Raw genomic sequence first — 18,485 nt, forward strand, 5'->3', positions numbered from 1 at the left:
CTAGCCGAAATGCGCGGGGCCGACCGCATCGGGTTGCGCCTGCATGAAATATTCGTGCAGGTACTTTTCGCCTTCATCGCAGAACGCCGTCACCACCGTGCGCAGTTCGGGGAACTGGTCGCGCACGCGCCGCGCCGCGACCAGGTGTGCGCCGGAACTGGGGCCGCACAACAACCCGTGTGCACGCGCCAGGTGGCGCATCGCCGCCACCGCGTCCGCGCTGGAGACGGCGAGGATGTCGCTGACCAGCGCCGCATTGCGCTGGAAGATGCCGGGGACGAAGCCATCGGAAATCCCTTCGATGTCGTGCATGCCGATCTCCCCGCACAGGATGGTGCTGGACTCCGACGGCTCCATCGCGAACAGGCGCACCCGCGGGTTGGCCTCGCGGAACGCCTGGCCGACGCCGATCAGGGTGCCGCCGGTGCCGACGCCCAGGACCAGCGCATCGGGCAGGCGCCCGGCCGGCAGCTGCGCGAGGATCTCGCGCCCGAGCACGCGGCGGTTTTCCTCGATGTTCCACTCCGACTCGAACTGGCTCGGGCAGAAATAGCCCGGTTGCCGGCCCAGTTCGCGGGCGCGCTCGAGCGCGGCGTTGACGTGGAAGTTGCCGCAGAACAACACCTTGGCGCCGAACGCGCGCGAGATCGCCACGCGTTCGCTGGACAGGCCCTCGGGCATGACCACCAGCATCCGGTAGCCCTTGACCGCCGCGACCATCGACAGCGCGTTGCCGGTGTTGCCGCTGGTGGCCTCGACGATGGTGTCGCCTGGTTGGAGCAGACCGGACTCTTCGGCGCGCTCGATCATGTAACGCGCGATGCGCGCCTTGATCGAGCCGGATGGATTGAGGAACTCGACCTTGGCGAAGATGCCTTCGAGCTCGAGCAGCGGGGTGTCGCCGATCGCATCGAGGATGGAGGCCGAAACCCCGGTGTAACGCGTGGGCATGTGGACCTCCGCGGGTCAGGGCGTGGACGGATGCATGTGCTGCATCGCGTCCAGCGCCAGGGTGGAGTGTGCGTAGGCGCCGCCGGCGCGCATCTCGGCCGCGACCCAGATCGCCTCCATGAGCTGCGGCCCGGTCGCGCCGTGCTTGAGCGCCGCGCGCGTATGGCCTTTGATGCAGTAGGGACACTGGGTGACGTGCGCCACCGCGACCGCGATCAGCTGCTTGGTCACGACCGGCAGTGCACCGTCGGCGAAGACCGCTTCGCTGAAGGCCTGGAACGCCTGTAACGGTGCGGGCGCGAATTGGGCGCGCAGGCGCGCCAGCTCGGGCGTGGCCTGCGGATACAGCGAATGGTCCATGCGGCTTCTCCGGTGTGCGGCGCGGTCGCGCGCGGCGCCAGGGGCGATCAGTGCAGGCGACGGTCCGTACGCGCGGTTGCTACGGCCGGGGGTTCTGAGCCTGGGACGGCGTCGGTGAGCGCTGCGGCCGATCGCGTCACGCCCAGAGTCCAACCCGGCGGATCGCTGGCGGGGAAGCTCTGGTCGAGCGCCGCATCGATCCCGTCTTCGCGTTCCAGGCGCTGGCGTTCACGATCGGCCCGGCTCGCAGCAGGATCGGTCCGTGGTGCGAGCGGCCCTGCCTGCGGCGGAGTTGGCACGGGGATGGTCATGGAGCACCTCCTGCGGTGTTCGAAGCCCGATCGCCACCATGGCACAACGGGTGGCAAGGCGTTGTCTGCGCGATGCGCGCTTCACAATCCGGCGTTGTTGCGCTCAAGCACGCGTTCGGCGCGGTAACTCGAGCGCACCAGTGGTCCGGCGACCACTTCGAGGAAACCGCGCGCCAGCGCGCTGTCGCGATAGCGGTTGAATTCGTCCGGCGCTACGAAGCGCTCCACCGGCAGGTGGTTGGGCGTGGGGCGCATGTACTGGCCCAGGGTGACGACATCGACGCCGGCGGCGCGGATGTCGTCGAAGGCCCGTTCGAGTTCCGCGTCGGTCTCGCCCAGGCCGAGCATCAGGCTGGTCTTGGTCAATGTGGCCGGCGCATGGCGTTTGGCGAACGCGAGCACGCCGAGCGTCTGTGCGTAGCCCGCGCGCGGATCGCGCACCGGATGGGTCAGGCGTTCGACGGTTTCCAGGTTCTGTGCGTAGGTCGCCAGTCCCGCGTCGAGCACCGTGGCGACATCGGCCTGGTGCCCGGCGAAATCCGGCGTCAGCGCTTCCACCGCGGTGGCCGGCGAACGGGCGTGGATCGCGCGGATGCAGGCGGCGTAATGCGCCGCACCGCCGTCGGCGAGGTCATCGCGATCGACCGATGTCAGCACCACGTACTGCAGCTTCATCAGCGCGACCGCATCGGCCACGTGCGCCGGCTCCAGTGGATCGAGCCAGCCGTTGGGATTACCCGTGCTGACCGCGCAGAACTTGCAGGCGCGGGTGCACACCGAACCCATCAGCATCAGCGTCGCGGTGCCGCGGCCCCAGCATTCGGCGATGTTGGGGCACTTGGATTCCGAGCACACCGTGTGCAGCTTGTGGCTGGCGACGATCTGGCGGATGTCCTCGTAGCCGGCGCCGGCGGGCAGCTTGACCCGCAGCCACGGCGGCTTGCGGGCGGCATCGGGAAGCGCGCTGGCAGGATTGGGGCGGATCCCATCCTTGATCGCGCGCGTGCCCTGTGGACTGACGAACTTGCTGCCAGGGGCAGGCCGGCGCGTCGCGGCGTCGTCGCTCATGGATCCTCCCGAAGACGGCTCGACGATCAGCATGCGCGCGCTGGCGCGACGGCACCCTGATGCAGGTCAAGCGCGCCGTGTTGCCGGCTTCAGCGGCGCGCCCTGTGCGTCCGAGCGCGGGCGATCCAGCGCGGTCCGGGCGCAGTGGCCTCAGCGCGGCGGCTTCTGCGGACGCTTCCATCCGGGAATCGTCGCCTGCCGCCCGCGCGCAATCGTGAGTTCACCGCCGGCGGCGTCGGTGGTGATCACCGACCCGGCGCCGATCGTCGCTTCGGCCCCGACCGTGACCGGCGCCACCAGCGACGTGTTGGAACCGATGAAGGCGCCATCGCCGATGGTGGTGGTCGATTTGTTCACGCCGTCGTAGTTGCAGGTGATGGTGCCAGCGCCGATGTTGACCTTGGCGCCGATGCGCGCATCGCCGAGGTAGGTCAGGTGGTTGGCCTTGCTGCCGACGCCAAGCACCGCGTTCTTGGCCTCGACGAAATTGCCGACATGCACGCCATCGGCGAGCACGGTGCCCGGTCGCAGGCGCGCGAACGGCCCGATCGTCGCCGCACCCTCGCTGCGCGCGCCTTCCAGGTCGCAGTGCGCGCGCACCAAGGTGCCGGCGGCGAGGCTGACGTCCCTCAGGCGGCAGAAGGGACCGATGCGAACGCCGTCGCCAAGGATCACTTCGCCTTCGAGGACGACGTCGACATCGATCTCGACGTCCCGCCCGACGGTGATGGTACCGCGCACATCGATGCGCGCCGGGTCTGCGAAGCGCACGCCCTCCACGCACAGCGCGCGTACAGCGCGATGCTGGAACGCGCGCTCGAGCTGCGCCAGCTGCCAGGCATCGTTGGCGCCCTCGCATTCCACCGCCTCGCCCACCAGGACGATTTCAGCGGCCGCGAACTCGGCCTCCGCCATCGCGAAGATGTCAGTCAGGTAATACTCGCCCTGCACGTTGTCGTTGCGCAGCGCGGCGAGCCAGCGCTTGAGCGGCATCGCGGCGGCGGCGACCATGCCGGTGTTGACCAGGCGGATCTTGCGCTGCTCCTCGCTGGCATCCTTCTGTTCGACGATCGCCGCCACCCGGCCTTCGGCATCGCGGACGATGCGGCCGTAGCCGGTGGGGTCGTCCAGTTCCGCGCCCAGCACGGCAAGCGATTCGGACGCCTCGAGCAACCGCTGCAACGTCGCCGGCAGGACCAGTGGGACGTCGCCGTAGAGCACCAGCACTTGCGCTTCGTCGGGAACCTGCGCCATCGCCTGCTGCACGGCATGCCCGGTTCCCGCCTGGCGAGCCTGCAGCGCCCACTGCAGGTCCCCTTGCCCGGCGAAGGCCTCGCGCACCGCGTCGCCGCCGTGTCCGTAGACGACATGGATGGCCTGCGGCTGCAACACGCGGGCGGCGGCAATCACGTGCCCCAGCATCGGCTGCCCCGCGATCGGCTGCAGCACCTTGGGCCGCGAGGACTTCATGCGCTTGCCCTCGCCTGCGGCGAGGATGACGACGTGCAGCGGAGCGGTCATGGCGGGCATCCGATGGAATGCCGGCATTCTAGGATGCGCCGAGGGGATGCCGCGATGAATCGCCATCACCTGCCGCGCGAAGGCCGGGCCGCCCAGCCGGGGCATGCATCCACGCCGGTACGGCGGCCGCACGGGCGTTTGCTGCGCCTGGTCGAGGCCGCAGTGGGGACCCGCTCCGGGCGTAATCGCACGCCAACCGGCGGCCCGCTGCTACGATGCGGGCCGTTTACGCCAACGTTCGCCGCATGTCCCCCACCCTTCCCGCCCACAGGACGGCACCATGAGCCTGACGCGCCACGCGCGCCATTACCTGATCATCGGCGGCGTGCAGTGGCTGGTCGATTGGGGCGTGCTGGTCGCGTTGACGCACTGGACAGGCATGGGCGTGGCGCCGGCGAACGTCGCCGGGCGCATCGCCGGTGCGCTGCTGGGCTTCTGGCTCAACGGCAAACTCACCTTCGCCGGCGACGAACACGCGGTCGGGCGCTCGCAGCTGTTCCGCTACATCGTGATGTGGCTGGGCACGACCGTGGTCAGCACCTGGTCGCTGGGCGCGATCGACCATGGCCTGGGCCTGCGCTGGGCATGGCTGGCCAAGCCCGGGGTGGAGTTCGTCCTCGGCGTGATCGGGTTCCTGCTGTCGCGGCACTGGGTCTACAAGAAGTAGCCCGGTGTTTTCGATCTCGCGTGTGGCTGCGCAGGCAGGATCGCGGTAGGAGCGGCTTCAGCCGCGAGACCTGGCTCGGCGAGACTCTCGTCGAAGGTCGGGATATCGGGAACGGAATCGCTCGCGGCTGAAGCCGCTCCTACCGAGCGCGCGCACGTCTGCACCAATGCAAAACGCCGGCTTGCGCCGGCGTTCGGGTCCCGGATCACTGGCGGCCGTCGACGCCTAGTGCTTCATGTTCCGACGCAACCGCTCCAGCGCCTGCAGCTGCGCGGTGACTTCGGCCAGGCGCTGCTGCGCTTCGGCCACTTCCATCGCCTCGCCACGGTGGGCGAGGATGCGCTCGGCTTCGGCCTTCGCCGCGAGCACCGATGCTTCGTCGATGTCCTGCGCGCGGATCGCGGTATCGGCGAGCACCGTCACCACCTGCGGCTGCACCTCGAGGATGCCGCCGGAGATCGCGAAGTCCATGGTCTCGCCGCCGGGCAGCGTGACCACGACCTTGCCGGGCTTGAGCCGCGTGATCAGCGGCGCGTGCCGCGGCGCGATGCCGAGCTCGCCGAGTTCGCCGGTGGCGACGATCATCTCGGCCTCGCCGTGGAAGATCTCGGCTTCGGCGCTGACGATGTCGCAGCGGATGGTGCTAGTCATAAATCGCTTCTCGTCCGATTCCCCCTCTCCCGCTTGCGGGAGAGGGCAGGGGTGAGGGTCGCTTCAGCGCCTCAGCCGGTGATCTTCTTGGCTTTCTCGATCGCCTCATCGATGCCGCCGACCATGTAGAACGCCTGTTCCGGCATGTGGTCGCACTCGCCGTCGACGATCATCTTGAAGCCGCGGATCGTTTCCTTGAGCGTGACGTACTTGCCCGGCGAGCCGGTGAAGACTTCGGCCACGTGGAAGGGCTGGGAGAAGAAGCGCTCGATCTTGCGCGCGCGCGAGACCGACTGCTTGTCTTCTTCCGACAGCTCGTCCATGCCCAGGATCGCGATGATGTCCTTGAGTTCCTTGTACTTCTGCAGCGTCGACTGCACCTTGCGCGCGGTGTCGTAGTGCTCGTTGCCGATGACGTTCGGATCGAGCTGGCGCGAGGTCGAATCCAGCGGATCGACGGCCGGATAGATGCCGAGCGAGGCGATGTTGCGGCTCAGCACGACGGTCGCATCCAAGTGCGCGAAGGTCGTCGCCGGCGACGGGTCGGTCAGGTCGTCCGCGGGCACGTACACGGCCTGGATCGAGGTGATCGAGCCGGTCTTGGTCGAGGTGATGCGTTCCTGCAGCACGCCCATTTCCTCGGCGAGCGTGGGCTGGTAGCCCACCGCCGACGGCATGCGGCCCAGCAGCGCCGACACTTCGGTACCGGCCAGCGTGTAGCGGTAGATGTTGTCGACGAAGAACAGGATGTCGCGGCCCTTGCCCGTCGCCGGATCGATGTCGTCGCGGAAGTACTCGGCCATGGTCAGGCCGGTAAGCGCGACGCGCAGGCGGTTGCCCGGCGGCTCGTTCATCTGGCCGTACACCATCGCGACCTTGTCCAGGACGTTGGAGTCCTTCATCTCGTGGTAGAAGTCGTTGCCCTCGCGGGTGCGCTCACCGACGCCCGCGAACACCGACAGGCCGGCGTGCTGCTTGGCGATGTTGTTGATGAGTTCCATCATGTTGACGGTCTTGCCGACGCCGGCGCCGCCGAACAGGCCGACCTTGCCGCCCTTGGCGAACGGGCACATGAGGTCGATGACCTTGATGCCGGTTTCCAGCAGTTCGTTCGCCGCCGCCTGCTCTTCGTAGCTCGGCGCGCCGCGATGGATTTCCCATTGATCGGCGGCATCGACGGGACCTGCCTCGTCGATCGGGCGACCGAGCACGTCCATGATCCGGCCCAGCGTGCCCTTGCCCACCGGCACAGAGATCGCGCGGCCGGTGTTGTCGGCGATCAGGTTGCGCTTGAGGCCGTCGGTCGAGCCCAGCGCGATGGTGCGCACGATGCCGTCGCCGAGCTGCTGCTGCACTTCCAGCGTGATCGCGGTGTTCTGCACCTTCAGCGCGTCGTACACCTTCGGCACGCTCTCGCGCGGAAACTCCACGTCGACCACCGCGCCGATGATCTGCACGATCTTGCCCTGGTTGCTGCTCATCACCTGGCTGTTCATTCGTATGTCCTCAGACTCTCAATGCTGCTCTTCGTAGGAGCGGCTTCAGCCGCGAGCTCTTGCCCTACGCGTTATGTGGTTTGGATCAGACCGCCGCGGCGCCGCCGACGATCTCGGAAATCTCTTGCGTGATCGCCGCCTGCCGCGCCTTGTTGTAGATCAGCTGCAGGGTTCCGATCAGCTTGGTGGCGTTGTCGGAGGCCGACTTCATCGCGACCATGCGCGCGGCATGCTCGGAGGCGACGTTCTCCAGCACCGCCTGGTACACCAGCGACTCGATGTAGCGGGTCAGCACGTGCTCCAGCACCGCCTGCGCATCGGGCTCGTAGATGTAGTCCCAGTCGTGCGAGGCGATCGTCGTCTCCGACGCCGGCAGCGGCAGCAGCTGGTCGAACGAGGCGCGCTGCGTCATGGTGTTGACGAAGCCGTTGTAGACCAGGAACACCTTGTCCATCGAGCCCGCGGTGTAGGCGTCGAGCATGACCTTGATCACGCCGACCAGCTGCTCGACATGGGGCACGTCGCCCAGGTGGGTGACCGAGGCCAGCATCTCGACCTTGATGCGGCGGAAGAACACGCTCGCCTTCTGGCCGATGGTGACGACGTCCACCTCGACGCCCTGCTCCTGCCACTTGCGGATCTCGCCCAGCAGCTTGCGGAACAGGTTGTTGTTCAGGCCGCCGGCAAGGCCGCGGTCGGACGAGACGATGATGTAGCCAACGCGCTTGATGTCGGCGCGCTGGACCAGGTAGGGATGCTGGTACTCGGAGTTGGCCTGCGCCAGGTGCCCGATGACCTGCTTCATGGCGCGCGCGTACGGGCGCGAGGACTTCATCCGGTCCTGCGCCTTGCGGATCTTGGAAGCCGAGACCATCTCGAGCGCGCGCGTCACCTTGCGGGTGTTCTGCACGCTCTTGATCTTGGTTTTGATTTCGCGTCCGCCAGCCATCTCGTTCTCTCTGCTTGTCATCCCCGCGAAGGCGGGGATCCAGCGTCTCTAACCTTCAAAGTCCATGGATGGACAGGCATCCGTCCGCCAACCGCCCCCGCCTGCGCGGAATGACGATTGGTTTACCAGCTACCCGTCGTCTTGAAGTCCTCGATGCCCTTCTTGAACGCGCCTTCGAGCTCGTCGTTCCAGTCGCCGGTCGCGTTGATCTTCTCCATCGTCGCCGAGGCGGTGTTGGCGAAGTGCGCGTGCAGGCCGGCTTCAAAGGCGCCAATCTTGTTGATCGCGATGTCGTCCATGTAGCCCTTGTCGATCGCGTAGATCGACAGGGACTGCTCGGCGACCGACATCGGGGCGTACTGCTTCTGCTTCATGAGCTCGGTGACGCGCTGCCCGCGCTCGAGCTGCTTGCGGGTGGCGTCGTCGAGGTCGGAGGCGAACTGCGCGAATGCCGCCAGCTCGCGGTACTGCGCCAGCGCGATGCGGATGCCGCCGGACAGCTTCTTCATGATCTTGGTCTGCGCCGCGCCACCCACGCGCGACACCGAGATGCCGGCGTTCACGGCCGGGCGGATGCCGGCGTTGAACAGGTCGGTCTCGAGGAAGATCTGGCCGTCGGTGATCGAGATCACGTTGGTCGGCACGAACGCGGACACGTCGCCGGCCTGGGTCTCGATGATCGGCAGCGCGGTGAGCGAACCGGTCTTGCCCTTGACGGCGCCGTTGGTGAACTTCTCCACGTACTCAGGCGACACGCGCGCGGCGCGCTCGAGCAGGCGGCTGTGCAGGTAGAACACGTCGCCCGGATACGCCTCGCGGCCCGGCGGGCGGCGCAGCAGCAGCGAGATCTGGCGATAGGCCACGGCCTGCTTGGACAGATCGTCATAGATGATCAGTGCGTCTTCGCCGCGGTCGCGGTAATACTCGCCCATGGTGCAGCCGGCGTACGGCGCGATGTACTGCATCGCGGCCGATTCGGACGCCGAGGCGGCGACGACGGTGGTGTAGGCCATCGCGCCGAATTCCTCGAGCTTGCGCACGATGTTGGCGATGGTCGAGTTCTTCTGCCCGATCGCGACGTAGATGCACTTAACGCCCGAGTGTTTCTGGTTGATGATCGCGTCGATCGCCACCGCGGTCTTGCCGGTCTGGCGGTCGCCGATGATCAGCTCGCGCTGGCCGCGGCCGATCGGGATCATCGCGTCGATCGACTTGTAACCGGTCTGCACCGGCTGCGACACCGACTGGCGCCAGATCACGCCCGGCGCGATCGTCTCGACCGGCGCGCTGGTCGCAGCCGTGACCGGACCCTTGCCGTCGATCGGCTCGCCGAGCGCGTTGACCACGCGGCCGAGCAGCTCCGGACCGGTCGGCACTTCGAGGATGCGGCCGGTGGTCTTGGCGACATCGCCTTCGCGCAGGTTCTCGTAGTCGCCCAGCACCACGGCGCCGACCGAGTCGCGCTCCAGGTTCAGCGCCAGCGCGTAGGTCTGGTTCGGCAATTCGATCATTTCGCCCTGCATCACGTCGGCCAGGCCGAAGATGCGCACGATGCCGTCGGACACCGACGTCACCGTGCCTTCGTTGCGCGCTTCGGCGGCGAGGCCGACCTTTTCGATGCGGTTCCGGATCAGCTCGCTGATTTCGGAGGGGTTGAGCGTCGTCGTTGCCATGTCTGTTTCCTGTAGGGCGGGCCCAGGCCCGCCATCGGTTCACGCGTGCGGGCCGATGCCCGCGCCGCGAATTTCAAATCAACCCGCCAGTGCCGCCTGCAGCCGCTCAAGCTTGCCTTTCAGCGAGCCGTCGATGACGACGTCGCCGGCATCGATCACCGCGCCGCCGATCAGGCTGGCGTCGATCGCGGTGTCGACATCGACCTCGCGGCCGAAGCGCTGGCGCAATGCCGCCTTGATCTTCTCCAGCTCGCTGGCCGGAAGTTCCGCCGCCGACGTCACCGTCGCCTTGACCACGCGCTCGGCTTCGGCACGCAGCTCTTCGTACAGTCCCGCGATTTCCGGCAGCAACGCGAGCCGGCGGTTGTCGGCCAGCAGCGTCAGGAAGCGCGAGAAGGATTCGCTTGCCGACTCGGGCGACAACAACACGACCGCATCGGCGTGCGACAGGCGCGGATCGCCGAGCAGCGCGGCCACGCGTGGATCGGCGGCGACGCGCGCGGCGAACGCCAGCGCCTGCGACCAGCCGGCGTAGTCCTTCTCGTCGCGCGCGATCGCAAACGCGGCGCGCGCATACGGACGGGCGAGGGTCAGCGCCTGGCTCATCAGATCTCCGCCGCCAGTTCGTCGAGCAGCGCCTTGTGGGCATTGGCATCGATCTCGCGGCGCAGCAGCTTCTCGGCGCCGGTGACCGCCAGCAGGGACACCTGCTTGCGCAGGTCTTCCTTCGCACGGTTGGCCGAAGCGTCGATTTCCGCCTGCGCCAGCGCCTTCTGCCGGGTGGCCTCGGCGATGGCGTCGTTCTTGGCCTGGTCGATCATCTGGTTGGCGCGCTGGTGCGCCTGCTCGATGATCTCGTTGGCCTTGGCGCGCGCTTCCTTCAGCGCTTCGTTCGCGCGGTCCTGCGCCTGCGCCAGGTCCTTCTGGCTGCGATCGGCCGCGGCGAGGCCTTCAGCGATCTTCTGCTGGCGCTCCTCGATGGCCGCCATGATGTGCGGCCAGCCGAATTTCATGACCACCCAGGCCACCGCGAAGAACGCGAGGCCCTGAATGACCAGGGTGAGGTTGGGTAGCATGGGGCTGTGCTCCTGGCGCCGGCGTTGCCGCCGGCGATGACCTGTCCGCGTGGCGACTTAAGCGATCGAAGCCAACAGCGGGTTGGCGAACAGCAGCAGCAGCGCGATCGCGACGCCGATCATCGGCACGGCGTCGAGCAGGCCGGCGACGATGAACATCTTGGTCTGCAGCATCGGGGTCAGCTCCGGCTGGCGCGCCGAACCTTCGAGGAACTTGCCGCCGAGGATGGCGAAGCCGATTGCGGTGCCAAGGGCGCCGAGGCCGATGAGCAGGCCGGCCGCGATGACGGTGAACTTCAGAACTTCGGCGACGAGGGTGGCGTGATCCATGGTGCTCTCCAGATTTAAAGCGGGTAATGGGTGAATGGCGACTCGTTGACGCGACAGCAGATCAAATCAGTGGCTTTCGGCCGACATGCTCAGGTAGACGATCGTGAGCATCATGAAGATGAAGGCCTGCAGCACGATGATCAGGATGTGGAACGCGGTCCAGATGAAGCCGACCACCCACTGCAGCGGACCCATCACCCAGGTGCTCAGGTGGGCGAGCGACGAGTTCAGGGTCATCAGCGCGATCAGGATGAAGATCAGCTCGCCGGCATACATGTTGCCGAACAGTCGCAGGCTCAGGCTCAGCGGCCGGACGCCTTCCTCGATGATGCGCAGCAGGAAATTGGCCGGCGCCAGCGCGATCTTGGCGACCGTGCCGTGGGCGTGGAACGGCGCGGTGAAGATTTCCCTGGTGAAGCCGCCGACGCCCTTGTGCTTGATGCCGAACACCTGGATCAGCAGGAACACCGCCAGCGACAGGCCGAACGTCGTGTTGAGGTCGGCGGTCGGCACCACGCGCAGGTAGGCGTGCTCCGGATCCGCGCCCGCGGCGGCATGGCCGGCCTTCCATGCCCACGGCAGGAAGTCCACCGGCACCATGTCCATGAAGTTCATCAGGAACACGAGGCAGAAGATCGTGATCGACAGCGGCGCGATCAGCTTGCTGCGGCCGTGGAAGGTCTCGCGCACGAGGCCGTCGACGAAGGTCACCACCATCTCGACGACGGTCTGGAACTTGCCCGGCACGCCGGCGGTCGCCTTGCGCGCGCTGCGGATGAAGAAGAACACGAACAGCAGCGACAACACCGCGGTGAAGATCAACGTGTCGACGTTGAGCTTCATGAACGCGCCATCGCCCACGCTCACCTGCCAGAAATGCAGGTGGTGGTTGATGTATTCGGTGGAACCACCCGATGTCGTCGTTTCGGCGCTCACGCGTTCAACCTTGTCTGTGTCGAGCGGCGCGTGCGCCGATCCGGTTCAAAGCCAACAGGTAACCCAGCGTGCTGACGGCCAGTCCAGCCAGCAGCGGCAGCGGCGGCAACCGCCATCCGGCCAGGGCCAGGACGAAGATCGCCAGCACCACCATCCATTTCCCCATCACGCCCAGCAGCAGCCTGCCGAAGGCGACCGGCGCCCGCTGGATGCCGCCGCCGAACGCCAGCGCGATCGACAGCGCATTGCCCGCGGCCATCGCGGCGCCGCCGATCGCGGCTGCCAGCGCATGGCGCCAGTCCAGCGCGAGGAAACCCAGTGCCACCAGCCCGCTGGCGGCGATCTCGACAGCCACCGCGCGCGCTGCTGCGCTGCGACCTGCGGCGATGGGATCGTGCACGCGCAAACTCGTCAGCTGTGGAATTCAGGCGGGGCGCCCGGGACACGTTGTCGCCAACGTCCCCAATCGGCCCTGCGAAGCCGCAAAAGTATAGCGGGGGGCCTTTTGCGCGGCAACCTCCCCGGCGCACGAATCCGCCCTGCGCGGCCGCGCCCCGCGCCCCGGATTCATGCAACTTTTCGTGAGGGCGGCCGGTCAGTTCTGCCGTGGCCTGCCCTTCCTCGTCGGTCCAGCAGGCCCACAGAAGCCCCGGCCATGCCGGGGCTTCGCTTTTCGGGTGCTTGCCACGGCGGGTTTCAGGCACCCGGCAGGGTCGCCGCGCCTGGTTGCATCAGGAGCCGGCGGACGGCTTCCTGGGCAGGTAGAGGTCGGTGATCGTGCCTTCGAACACCTCCGCCGCCATCCCCACCGATTCGCTCAGGGTCGGATGCGGGTGGATGGTGTGGCCGATGTCGGTCGCCTCGCAGCCCATCTCGATCGCCAGCGCCAGCTCGGCGATCAGGTCGCCCGCGTGCACGCCGACGATGCCGGCACCGACGATGCGATGCGTGGCTTCATCGAAGATGAGCTTGGTGAAGCCTTCCGTGCGGCCGATGCCGATCGCGCGTCCGCTCGCCGCCCACGGGAACTTGCCCACGCCGACCGCCAGGCCCTTGGCCTTGGCCTCGGTTTCGGTCACGCCGACCCAGGCGATTTCCGGATCGGTGTAGGCGACCGACGGGATGACGCGCGCGACCCACTGCGGCGCCTTGTCCGCATCGCCCGACCAGGCGGCGGCTTCGGCCGCCAGGCGGCCTTCGTGGGTCGCCTTGTGCGCGAGCATCGGCTGCCCGACGAGGTCGCCGATGGCGAAGATGTGCGGCACGTTGCTGCGCATCTGCCGGTCGACCTCGATGAAGCCACGTGCGCCGACCGCGATGCCAGCCTTGTCGGCGTCGAGCTTGCCGCCGTTGGGCGTGCGACCGACCGCGACGAGGACGCGATCGAACACGTTTGACCTGGGCACGTTCGCGCCATCGAAGGTGCAGGTGATGCCGGCCTTGCCCGCCTTCGCCTCCACGACCCTGGTCTGCAGGTGCACCCCGAGGCCCTGCTTCTTCAGCCGATCGGCGAGCGGTTTCACCAGGTCCGGATCCGCGCCGGGCATCAATTGCCCGGCAAGCTCGACCACCGTGACCTCGCTGCCCAGGCCGCGATACACCGTGGCCATTTCCAGCCCGATGATGCCGCCGCCGACGACGAGCAGCCGCTTCGGAATCTCTGCGAGGTCGAGCGCGTCGGTCGAATCCATCACCCGCGGGTCGTCCCACGGGAAACCCGGCAACTTCATCGCCTGCGAACCGGCGGCGATGATGCATTGCGCGAAGCGCAGCAGCTGCGTGCCGCCCTCGCCTTCGATTTCCAGTTCGTTGGGCGACAGGAAGCGCGCGCTGCCGGTGACCACGCGCACCTTGCGCTGCCTGGCCATCGTCGCCAGTCCCTTGGTCAGCTGGCCGACGACCTTGTCCTTGAACGCGCGCAGTTTGTCGAGCGTGATTTTCGGCGCCCCGAAATCGATGCCGTAGTCGCTGGCATGCGCGGCTTCGTCGATCACCGCCGCCGCGTGCAGCAGCGCCTTGGACGGAATGCAGCCGACGTTGAGGCAGACGCCGCCGAGTTGCGCGTAACGCTCGACCAGCACGACATCCATGCCCAGGTCGGCGGCGCGGAAGGCGGCGGTGTAGCCGCCGGGACCGGCGCCGATCACGACCAGCGCGCAGTCGATGTCGGCCTTGCGGCCGGTGGCGGCGCTGGCCTGCGGCGCCTCTGGCCCCTTCCCCTGCGCAGCGGGGGAAGGCCGGGATGGGGGCGCGTTTGATCCGCTTGGTTGCGGACTTCCGCCATCCCGCTTGCGTCCGTCCAGACCTTCCCCCGCCGGGGCGGGGGAAGGAGCAGGGCCCGCGGCAGCGGGAGCAGGCGCAGGTTCGGCGGCGCTCGATTCGACCACCGCCACCACGCTGCCTTCCGACAACGTGTCGCCGACTTTCACCTTCAGTTCCTTCACGACGCCGGCGACGCTCGACGGCACTTCCATCGTCGCCTTGTCCGATTCCAGCGTCACCAGCCCCTGGTCGACCTGGATCGTGTCGCCCACCGCGACCAGCACCTCGATCACGGGGACGTCGTCGTAACCGCCGATATCGGGAACCTTGACTTCGATCGTCGTCATTGCGATGTCCGTTGGGCGGGCTTCAATCCGCCGTTGTCATGGCCGAATGCCACAGGGAGGCCGATGGCAGTCGCATTGCCTCGTTCGATCATCGCCGGACGCGGCCGGCAACCGCCATGTCCGATCGCGCCGGGGGCAGGTTGCGCATCGCGCCGACCACGGCGCTACAACAGCACCCGCCGCATGTCGCCGAGCAGCTGCGCCAGGTAGGCGGTAAAGCGCGCGGCGGCGGCGCCGTCGATCACGCGGTGGTCGTAGGACAGCGACAGCGGCAGCAGCAGGCGCGGCTGGAACTGCGTGCCATCCCACACCGGCTTCATCGCCGCCTTCGACACGCCGAGGATGGCGACTTCCGGCGCGTTGACGATCGGGGTGAACGACGTGCCGCCGATGCCGCCGAGCGAACTGATCGAGAAACAACCGCCCTGCATGTCGGCCGGTCCAAGCTTGCCGTCGCGCGCCTTGGCGGCGAGCTCGCCCATTTCGCCGGCGATCTGCATCACGCCCTTGCGGTCGCAGTCGCGCACGACCGGTACCACCAGCCCGTTGGGCGTGTCGGCGGCGAAGCCGATGTGGAAGTAGTGCTTGAGCGTGAGTTGCCCGCCGCTGGCGTCGAGCGAGGAATTGAAGGTCGGATACTTCTGCAAGGCGGCAACGCTGGCCTTGATCAGGAACGCCAGCATGGTCAGCCTGGCGGCGTCCTTGCGCTTTTCGTTTTCCCTGTTCAATGCCACCCGCAACGCTTCGAGTTCGGTGATGTCGGCATCGTCATGCTGGGTGACGTGCGGGATCATGGCCCAGTTGCGCGCGAGGTTGGCGCCGGAAATCTTCTGGATGCGGGTGAGTTCGCGCGTTTCGGTCGGACCGAACTTGCCGAAGTCGACCTTCGGCCACGGCAGCAGCGACAGGCCGTTGCCGCCACCGGCCGGCGCATGCGCCACGTCGCCAGCCAGCGCGCCCTTGACGAACTGCTGCACGTCCTGGCGGGTGATGCGGCCGCCGTGTTCGGAACCGGTGACGCGCTCGAGGTCGACGCCCAGTTCGCGCGCGAACAGTCGCACCGCGGGACTCGCGTACGGCACCTTCCCCGGCAGCACGGCATCGGCACCGAAGCGCTCGGGCGCCTGCAGCGTGGCGGCGGCGCCAGCGAGCACCGCGCTCTTCTCGATCGATGCCTGGGCAATGTTGTCCGGCCGCGCGGGCACGCCCGTCGGATCCACCCTGGTGCCGGTTTCCGCAGCACGGGTGCGCTCGGCCGGCGGCAGTGGCTCGGCTCGCAGGTCCGCGGGCGGCGCGGCGGGCGCGCTGCCTGACGGCGGCGTGGCGGCGGCCTCGGCACCGGCGGCTTCGATCAATGCCACCACGTGGCCTTCCGACACCTTGTCGCCGACCTTGATCTTCAGTTCGCGCACGACGCCTGCGAACGGCGCCGGCACTTCCATCGTCGCCTTGTCCGACTCCAGGGTCGCCAGGCCCTGGTCGATGGCGACGGTGTCGCCGACCGCGACCAGCACCTCGATCACCGGGACGTCGTCGTAACCGCCGATGTCCGGGACGCGTGCTTCCTTGAGTTCGGCCATGCGGCTCTCCGCCGATCGGGGGATGGCTATTGTGGCCGTGTCGGCCGCCAGCGCCAACCGCGGCACGCCCGGGGACGCGGCACGATCGGCTTCCCGCATGAAAACGGGCGCCCGCAGGCGCCCGTTCTCAACGCAGGCAAGCTGGGTTACGGGGTCTTGGTGTCGTCGTCCGGGTCCTGGTCATCCTGCGTGGTGTCGCTGCTGCTGTTGGTCGTGTCGCTGCTGCTGTCGGCGTTGGTCGTGGCGCTGGTGTCGCTGCTGCCGCTCTCGTAGTTGGAGTCGTCGGCGTTGCCGTAGGTGGTGCCGGAGGCGTTGCTGCCCATCGCGCCGCTGCTGCTGGTGCCGGCCGTCGCCGTCCCTGAAGCCCCGAGTTCGGTCTTGCTGACATAGCCGTTGTGGTCGGCATCCAGCGCCGCGAAGTGGGCCTTGAAGCTGGCATCGGCGCGTGCCTCGGCGAGCGTCACGTTGCCGTCGTGGTTGGTGTCCAGGTTGTTGAAGGTCAGGATCGATGCTTCGCTGTCGACCGGCGTCATCGCCGGGGCGCCCGTCCCCTGGACGGTGGAGGTGGGTGCGCCAACCTGGGTATTGCTGTCCTGCGCGCCCGAGGTGGTGGTGGACTGGGACTGCGCCAGTGCCAGCGGCGACAGCAGCGCGGTGGCCAAGGCGATCGCCAATGTGTTGATCATGCGAGCTTGCATCGTGGTCTCTCCGGAAGTGGTCAAGGGAAACTCCTGGCGCGCGGCTCGGAGTCCGGCGACCTTGGACCACGGGAGGGAAATGCCGCGTGAGGCAGACCGTAGGAATTCGTAAGCGCAGCGTGAGCGCTTCGCATCGAAGCAGCACGACGCGGCGTGTCACGACGCCCGCTCTCGTGCACCGATCGCCGCGTTGCGTGCGTGGCCGCGTTCAGGCCGCTATGCGCATCCGCCACGCCAGGCCCGCGGCATTGACCAGGTAGAACGCAACCAGCGTGGAAGCAAAGGCAAGGGTCAGTGCACCGCCCTGCTGCGTGGTGACCGCCGCGCTCGCGGTGAACGCGCCGCGTTGCCAGCGCCAGGCCAGGCGCGCCACCAGCAGCAGCGACAGTGCGCCGCCGATCCACGGATTGGGCGTGTACCAGTGCTGGTCGCCCCCGAATTCGATCCGGGTATGGCGAAGCCCGACCGCACCGAGCAGCGCGCCGACCACGAGCCCGGCCGCGACCGCGAGCGTCCCGTGCGCCGTCATCGCACCGGCGACGACGATCGCGACGACGAGCAGCGCCAGCAGCGCGATCCGCAACCAGGTGCGCGTGGGTTGCCAGCGCTGGCGCCCGAACTGGCGGCGGATGCGGCGGTAGTACAACCAGCCGATGGCGGCGGTCGCGAACACCGGCGTCAGCGATGGCAAGGTGGCTACGGACATGCGACTTACTCCCCTGGGCAGGAGCGCAGCTTAGCCATGCCGTCGCGTGAGGCCAACTCCGGCCGCGGCGGTATCGCACCGCGGCAACCGCGCATGTGCGCGGCAGGATGCTCAGGTCCGCAGGCGCTCGTCGATGGTCAACGGGCGCAGTGCGAGCAGCTGCAGTCCGGCGAAGCCTGCGTGCCCGGGGTTGATCAGCACGTTGCATTCATCGCGGCAGATCGCGCTGGGCACGCGCATCGCCAGCGAGCGCCCGGATTCCAGCCATGCCTTGCCGACCTGCTGCACTTCCGGCCGATAGGGCAGCTTGCACCACGTCGATGGCTCGTTGATCTCCGAGACCACCGATTCGGCCCTGATCGCGCCCACCGCCAGCAGCAGGTCCTTGGGCGTGCGCCCTTCCAGATGGACCAGGAATTCGAGGATCGCCGTGGCCGGCGACAGCGACGCATAGACGCAGGCCGTACCGGCAGGTGTCCAGCGCGCGCCGGTATCGGTGGCGGCGAACGGCTCGGCCGCCTGCTTGGGTTCGATGACGCGGTAGATGCGCAGCTCGCCGGATTCATCGGTGGAGATGAACGCGGACGAGGGTGTCGCCATCACCGGCGACGTCTGCGAAGGCGGATCGCTGGCCGGGAACGAATCGGCCAGCGCCTTGTCCAGCGAACCGGGCTCCAGACGCTCCCGGGACGGCGGATCCTGGCTGGGCATGTACGGCTCCTGGTGCGTGACTTGGCGACGTCCAGCTTGCGGGCGCAGGCGTTTCCGCGTCGTGAGCGGCGGGCCTCCGCCGGGGTGTCGCGATCGCCGTTACCGCCGCGCCCACGCGGCATTGCGCCGGCGCCAACGCACGGCACCGTCGCGTGCCGCTCGCAGCGAGCGGGCGCGCCCACGGCCCCGCGG

At 67.9% G+C, this 18,485-nt stretch carries 18 protein-coding genes and 1 pseudogene; 1 reads left to right on the plus strand and 18 read right to left on the minus strand.

The genetic code is table 11. The annotated features are described in order from the left end of the window. The 4 genes from G7B67_RS09965 to glmU form a co-directional block, all read right to left on the minus strand. Complete coding sequence (locus G7B67_RS09965) at nucleotides 1-951, minus strand: PLP-dependent cysteine synthase family protein (protein ID WP_166211665.1); 951 nt, start codon at nucleotides 949-951, stop codon at nucleotides 1-3. Nucleotides 952-966: 15 nt separating this feature from the next. Further along, nucleotides 967-1,311: a carboxymuconolactone decarboxylase family protein gene (locus G7B67_RS09970; RefSeq protein ID WP_166211668.1), complete on the minus strand. Its 345-nt coding sequence runs from the start codon at nucleotides 1,309-1,311 to the stop codon at nucleotides 967-969. A gap of 392 nt (nucleotides 1,312-1,703) precedes the next feature. Next, complete coding sequence (gene lipA / locus G7B67_RS09975; protein ID WP_166211671.1) at nucleotides 1,704-2,690, minus strand: lipoyl synthase; 987 nt, start codon at nucleotides 2,688-2,690, stop codon at nucleotides 1,704-1,706. Nucleotides 2,691-2,840: 150 nt separating this feature from the next. Continuing rightward, nucleotides 2,841-4,211: a bifunctional UDP-N-acetylglucosamine diphosphorylase/glucosamine-1-phosphate N-acetyltransferase GlmU gene (gene glmU, locus G7B67_RS09980; protein ID WP_166211674.1), complete on the minus strand. Its 1,371-nt coding sequence runs from the start codon at nucleotides 4,209-4,211 to the stop codon at nucleotides 2,841-2,843. 280 nt (nucleotides 4,212-4,491) lie between these two features. Here glmU and G7B67_RS09985 point away from each other — a divergent pair, with 280 nt between their 5' ends. Continuing rightward, complete coding sequence (locus tag G7B67_RS09985; RefSeq protein ID WP_166211677.1) at nucleotides 4,492-4,878, plus strand: GtrA family protein; 387 nt, start codon at nucleotides 4,492-4,494, stop codon at nucleotides 4,876-4,878. Between the two features lie 225 nt (nucleotides 4,879-5,103). On the opposite strand, the gene G7B67_RS09990 is transcribed toward G7B67_RS09985, so the two are convergent. The 14 genes and pseudogenes from G7B67_RS09990 to G7B67_RS10055 form a co-directional block, all read right to left on the minus strand. Then, entirely contained in the window at nucleotides 5,104-5,529 is a 426-nt protein-coding gene (locus tag G7B67_RS09990) for a F0F1 ATP synthase subunit epsilon (RefSeq protein ID WP_166211680.1), read from the minus strand. Nucleotides 5,530-5,600: 71 nt separating this feature from the next. Further along, the gene (atpD, locus tag G7B67_RS09995; protein WP_166211719.1) at nucleotides 5,601-7,010 is read right to left on the minus strand and encodes a F0F1 ATP synthase subunit beta; all 1,410 of its coding nucleotides are present in this window, start codon (nucleotides 7,008-7,010) and stop codon (nucleotides 5,601-5,603) included. Nucleotides 7,011-7,110: 100 nt separating this feature from the next. Continuing rightward, nucleotides 7,111-7,974, minus strand: coding sequence for a F0F1 ATP synthase subunit gamma (atpG, locus tag G7B67_RS10000; protein ID WP_166211722.1), 864 nt, complete (start codon nucleotides 7,972-7,974; stop codon nucleotides 7,111-7,113). Between the two features lie 122 nt (nucleotides 7,975-8,096). Continuing rightward, complete coding sequence (atpA, locus tag G7B67_RS10005; RefSeq protein ID WP_166211683.1) at nucleotides 8,097-9,647, minus strand: F0F1 ATP synthase subunit alpha; 1,551 nt, start codon at nucleotides 9,645-9,647, stop codon at nucleotides 8,097-8,099. Between the two features lie 78 nt (nucleotides 9,648-9,725). Then, entirely contained in the window at nucleotides 9,726-10,253 is a 528-nt protein-coding gene (locus G7B67_RS10010; protein ID WP_166211686.1) for a F0F1 ATP synthase subunit delta, read from the minus strand. Further along, on the minus strand, nucleotides 10,253-10,723 hold the full coding sequence (locus G7B67_RS10015) for a F0F1 ATP synthase subunit B (RefSeq protein ID WP_166211689.1): 471 nt from the start codon (nucleotides 10,721-10,723) through the stop codon (nucleotides 10,253-10,255). The genes G7B67_RS10010 and G7B67_RS10015 overlap by 1 nt, the downstream gene beginning before the upstream one ends. A gap of 57 nt (nucleotides 10,724-10,780) precedes the next feature. Next, nucleotides 10,781-11,053 carry a F0F1 ATP synthase subunit C gene (gene atpE, locus G7B67_RS10020; RefSeq protein WP_166211692.1) on the minus strand — a complete coding sequence of 91 codons (273 nt, stop codon included), beginning with the start codon at nucleotides 11,051-11,053 and terminating at the stop codon, nucleotides 10,781-10,783. A gap of 66 nt (nucleotides 11,054-11,119) precedes the next feature. Then, the gene (gene atpB, locus G7B67_RS10025; RefSeq protein WP_166211695.1) at nucleotides 11,120-11,989 is read right to left on the minus strand and encodes a F0F1 ATP synthase subunit A; all 870 of its coding nucleotides are present in this window, start codon (nucleotides 11,987-11,989) and stop codon (nucleotides 11,120-11,122) included. 4 nt (nucleotides 11,990-11,993) lie between these two features. Then, nucleotides 11,994-12,389, minus strand: coding sequence for a hypothetical protein (locus tag G7B67_RS10030; RefSeq protein WP_166211698.1), 396 nt, complete (start codon nucleotides 12,387-12,389; stop codon nucleotides 11,994-11,996). 331 nt (nucleotides 12,390-12,720) lie between these two features. After that, nucleotides 12,721-14,598, minus strand: coding sequence for a dihydrolipoyl dehydrogenase (lpdA, locus tag G7B67_RS10035; protein ID WP_166211701.1), 1,878 nt, complete (start codon nucleotides 14,596-14,598; stop codon nucleotides 12,721-12,723). A gap of 164 nt (nucleotides 14,599-14,762) precedes the next feature. Beyond that, nucleotides 14,763-16,262: pseudogene (locus G7B67_RS10040) on the minus strand (dihydrolipoyllysine-residue acetyltransferase); the annotation flags it as partial. Between the two features lie 62 nt (nucleotides 16,263-16,324). Beyond that, nucleotides 16,325-16,900 carry an EF-hand domain-containing protein gene (locus tag G7B67_RS10045; RefSeq protein WP_166211707.1) on the minus strand — a complete coding sequence of 192 codons (576 nt, stop codon included), beginning with the start codon at nucleotides 16,898-16,900 and terminating at the stop codon, nucleotides 16,325-16,327. 184 nt (nucleotides 16,901-17,084) lie between these two features. Then, nucleotides 17,085-17,582 carry a CcdC protein domain-containing protein gene (locus tag G7B67_RS10050; RefSeq protein WP_166211710.1) on the minus strand — a complete coding sequence of 166 codons (498 nt, stop codon included), beginning with the start codon at nucleotides 17,580-17,582 and terminating at the stop codon, nucleotides 17,085-17,087. A gap of 111 nt (nucleotides 17,583-17,693) precedes the next feature. After that, complete coding sequence (locus G7B67_RS10055; RefSeq protein WP_166211713.1) at nucleotides 17,694-18,293, minus strand: RES family NAD+ phosphorylase; 600 nt, start codon at nucleotides 18,291-18,293, stop codon at nucleotides 17,694-17,696. Nucleotides 18,294-18,485 lie beyond the last annotated feature (192 nt).

This window comes from Cognatiluteimonas telluris (genome assembly GCF_011320095.1).
Classification (GTDB): domain Bacteria; phylum Pseudomonadota; class Gammaproteobacteria; order Xanthomonadales; family Xanthomonadaceae; genus Cognatiluteimonas; species Cognatiluteimonas telluris.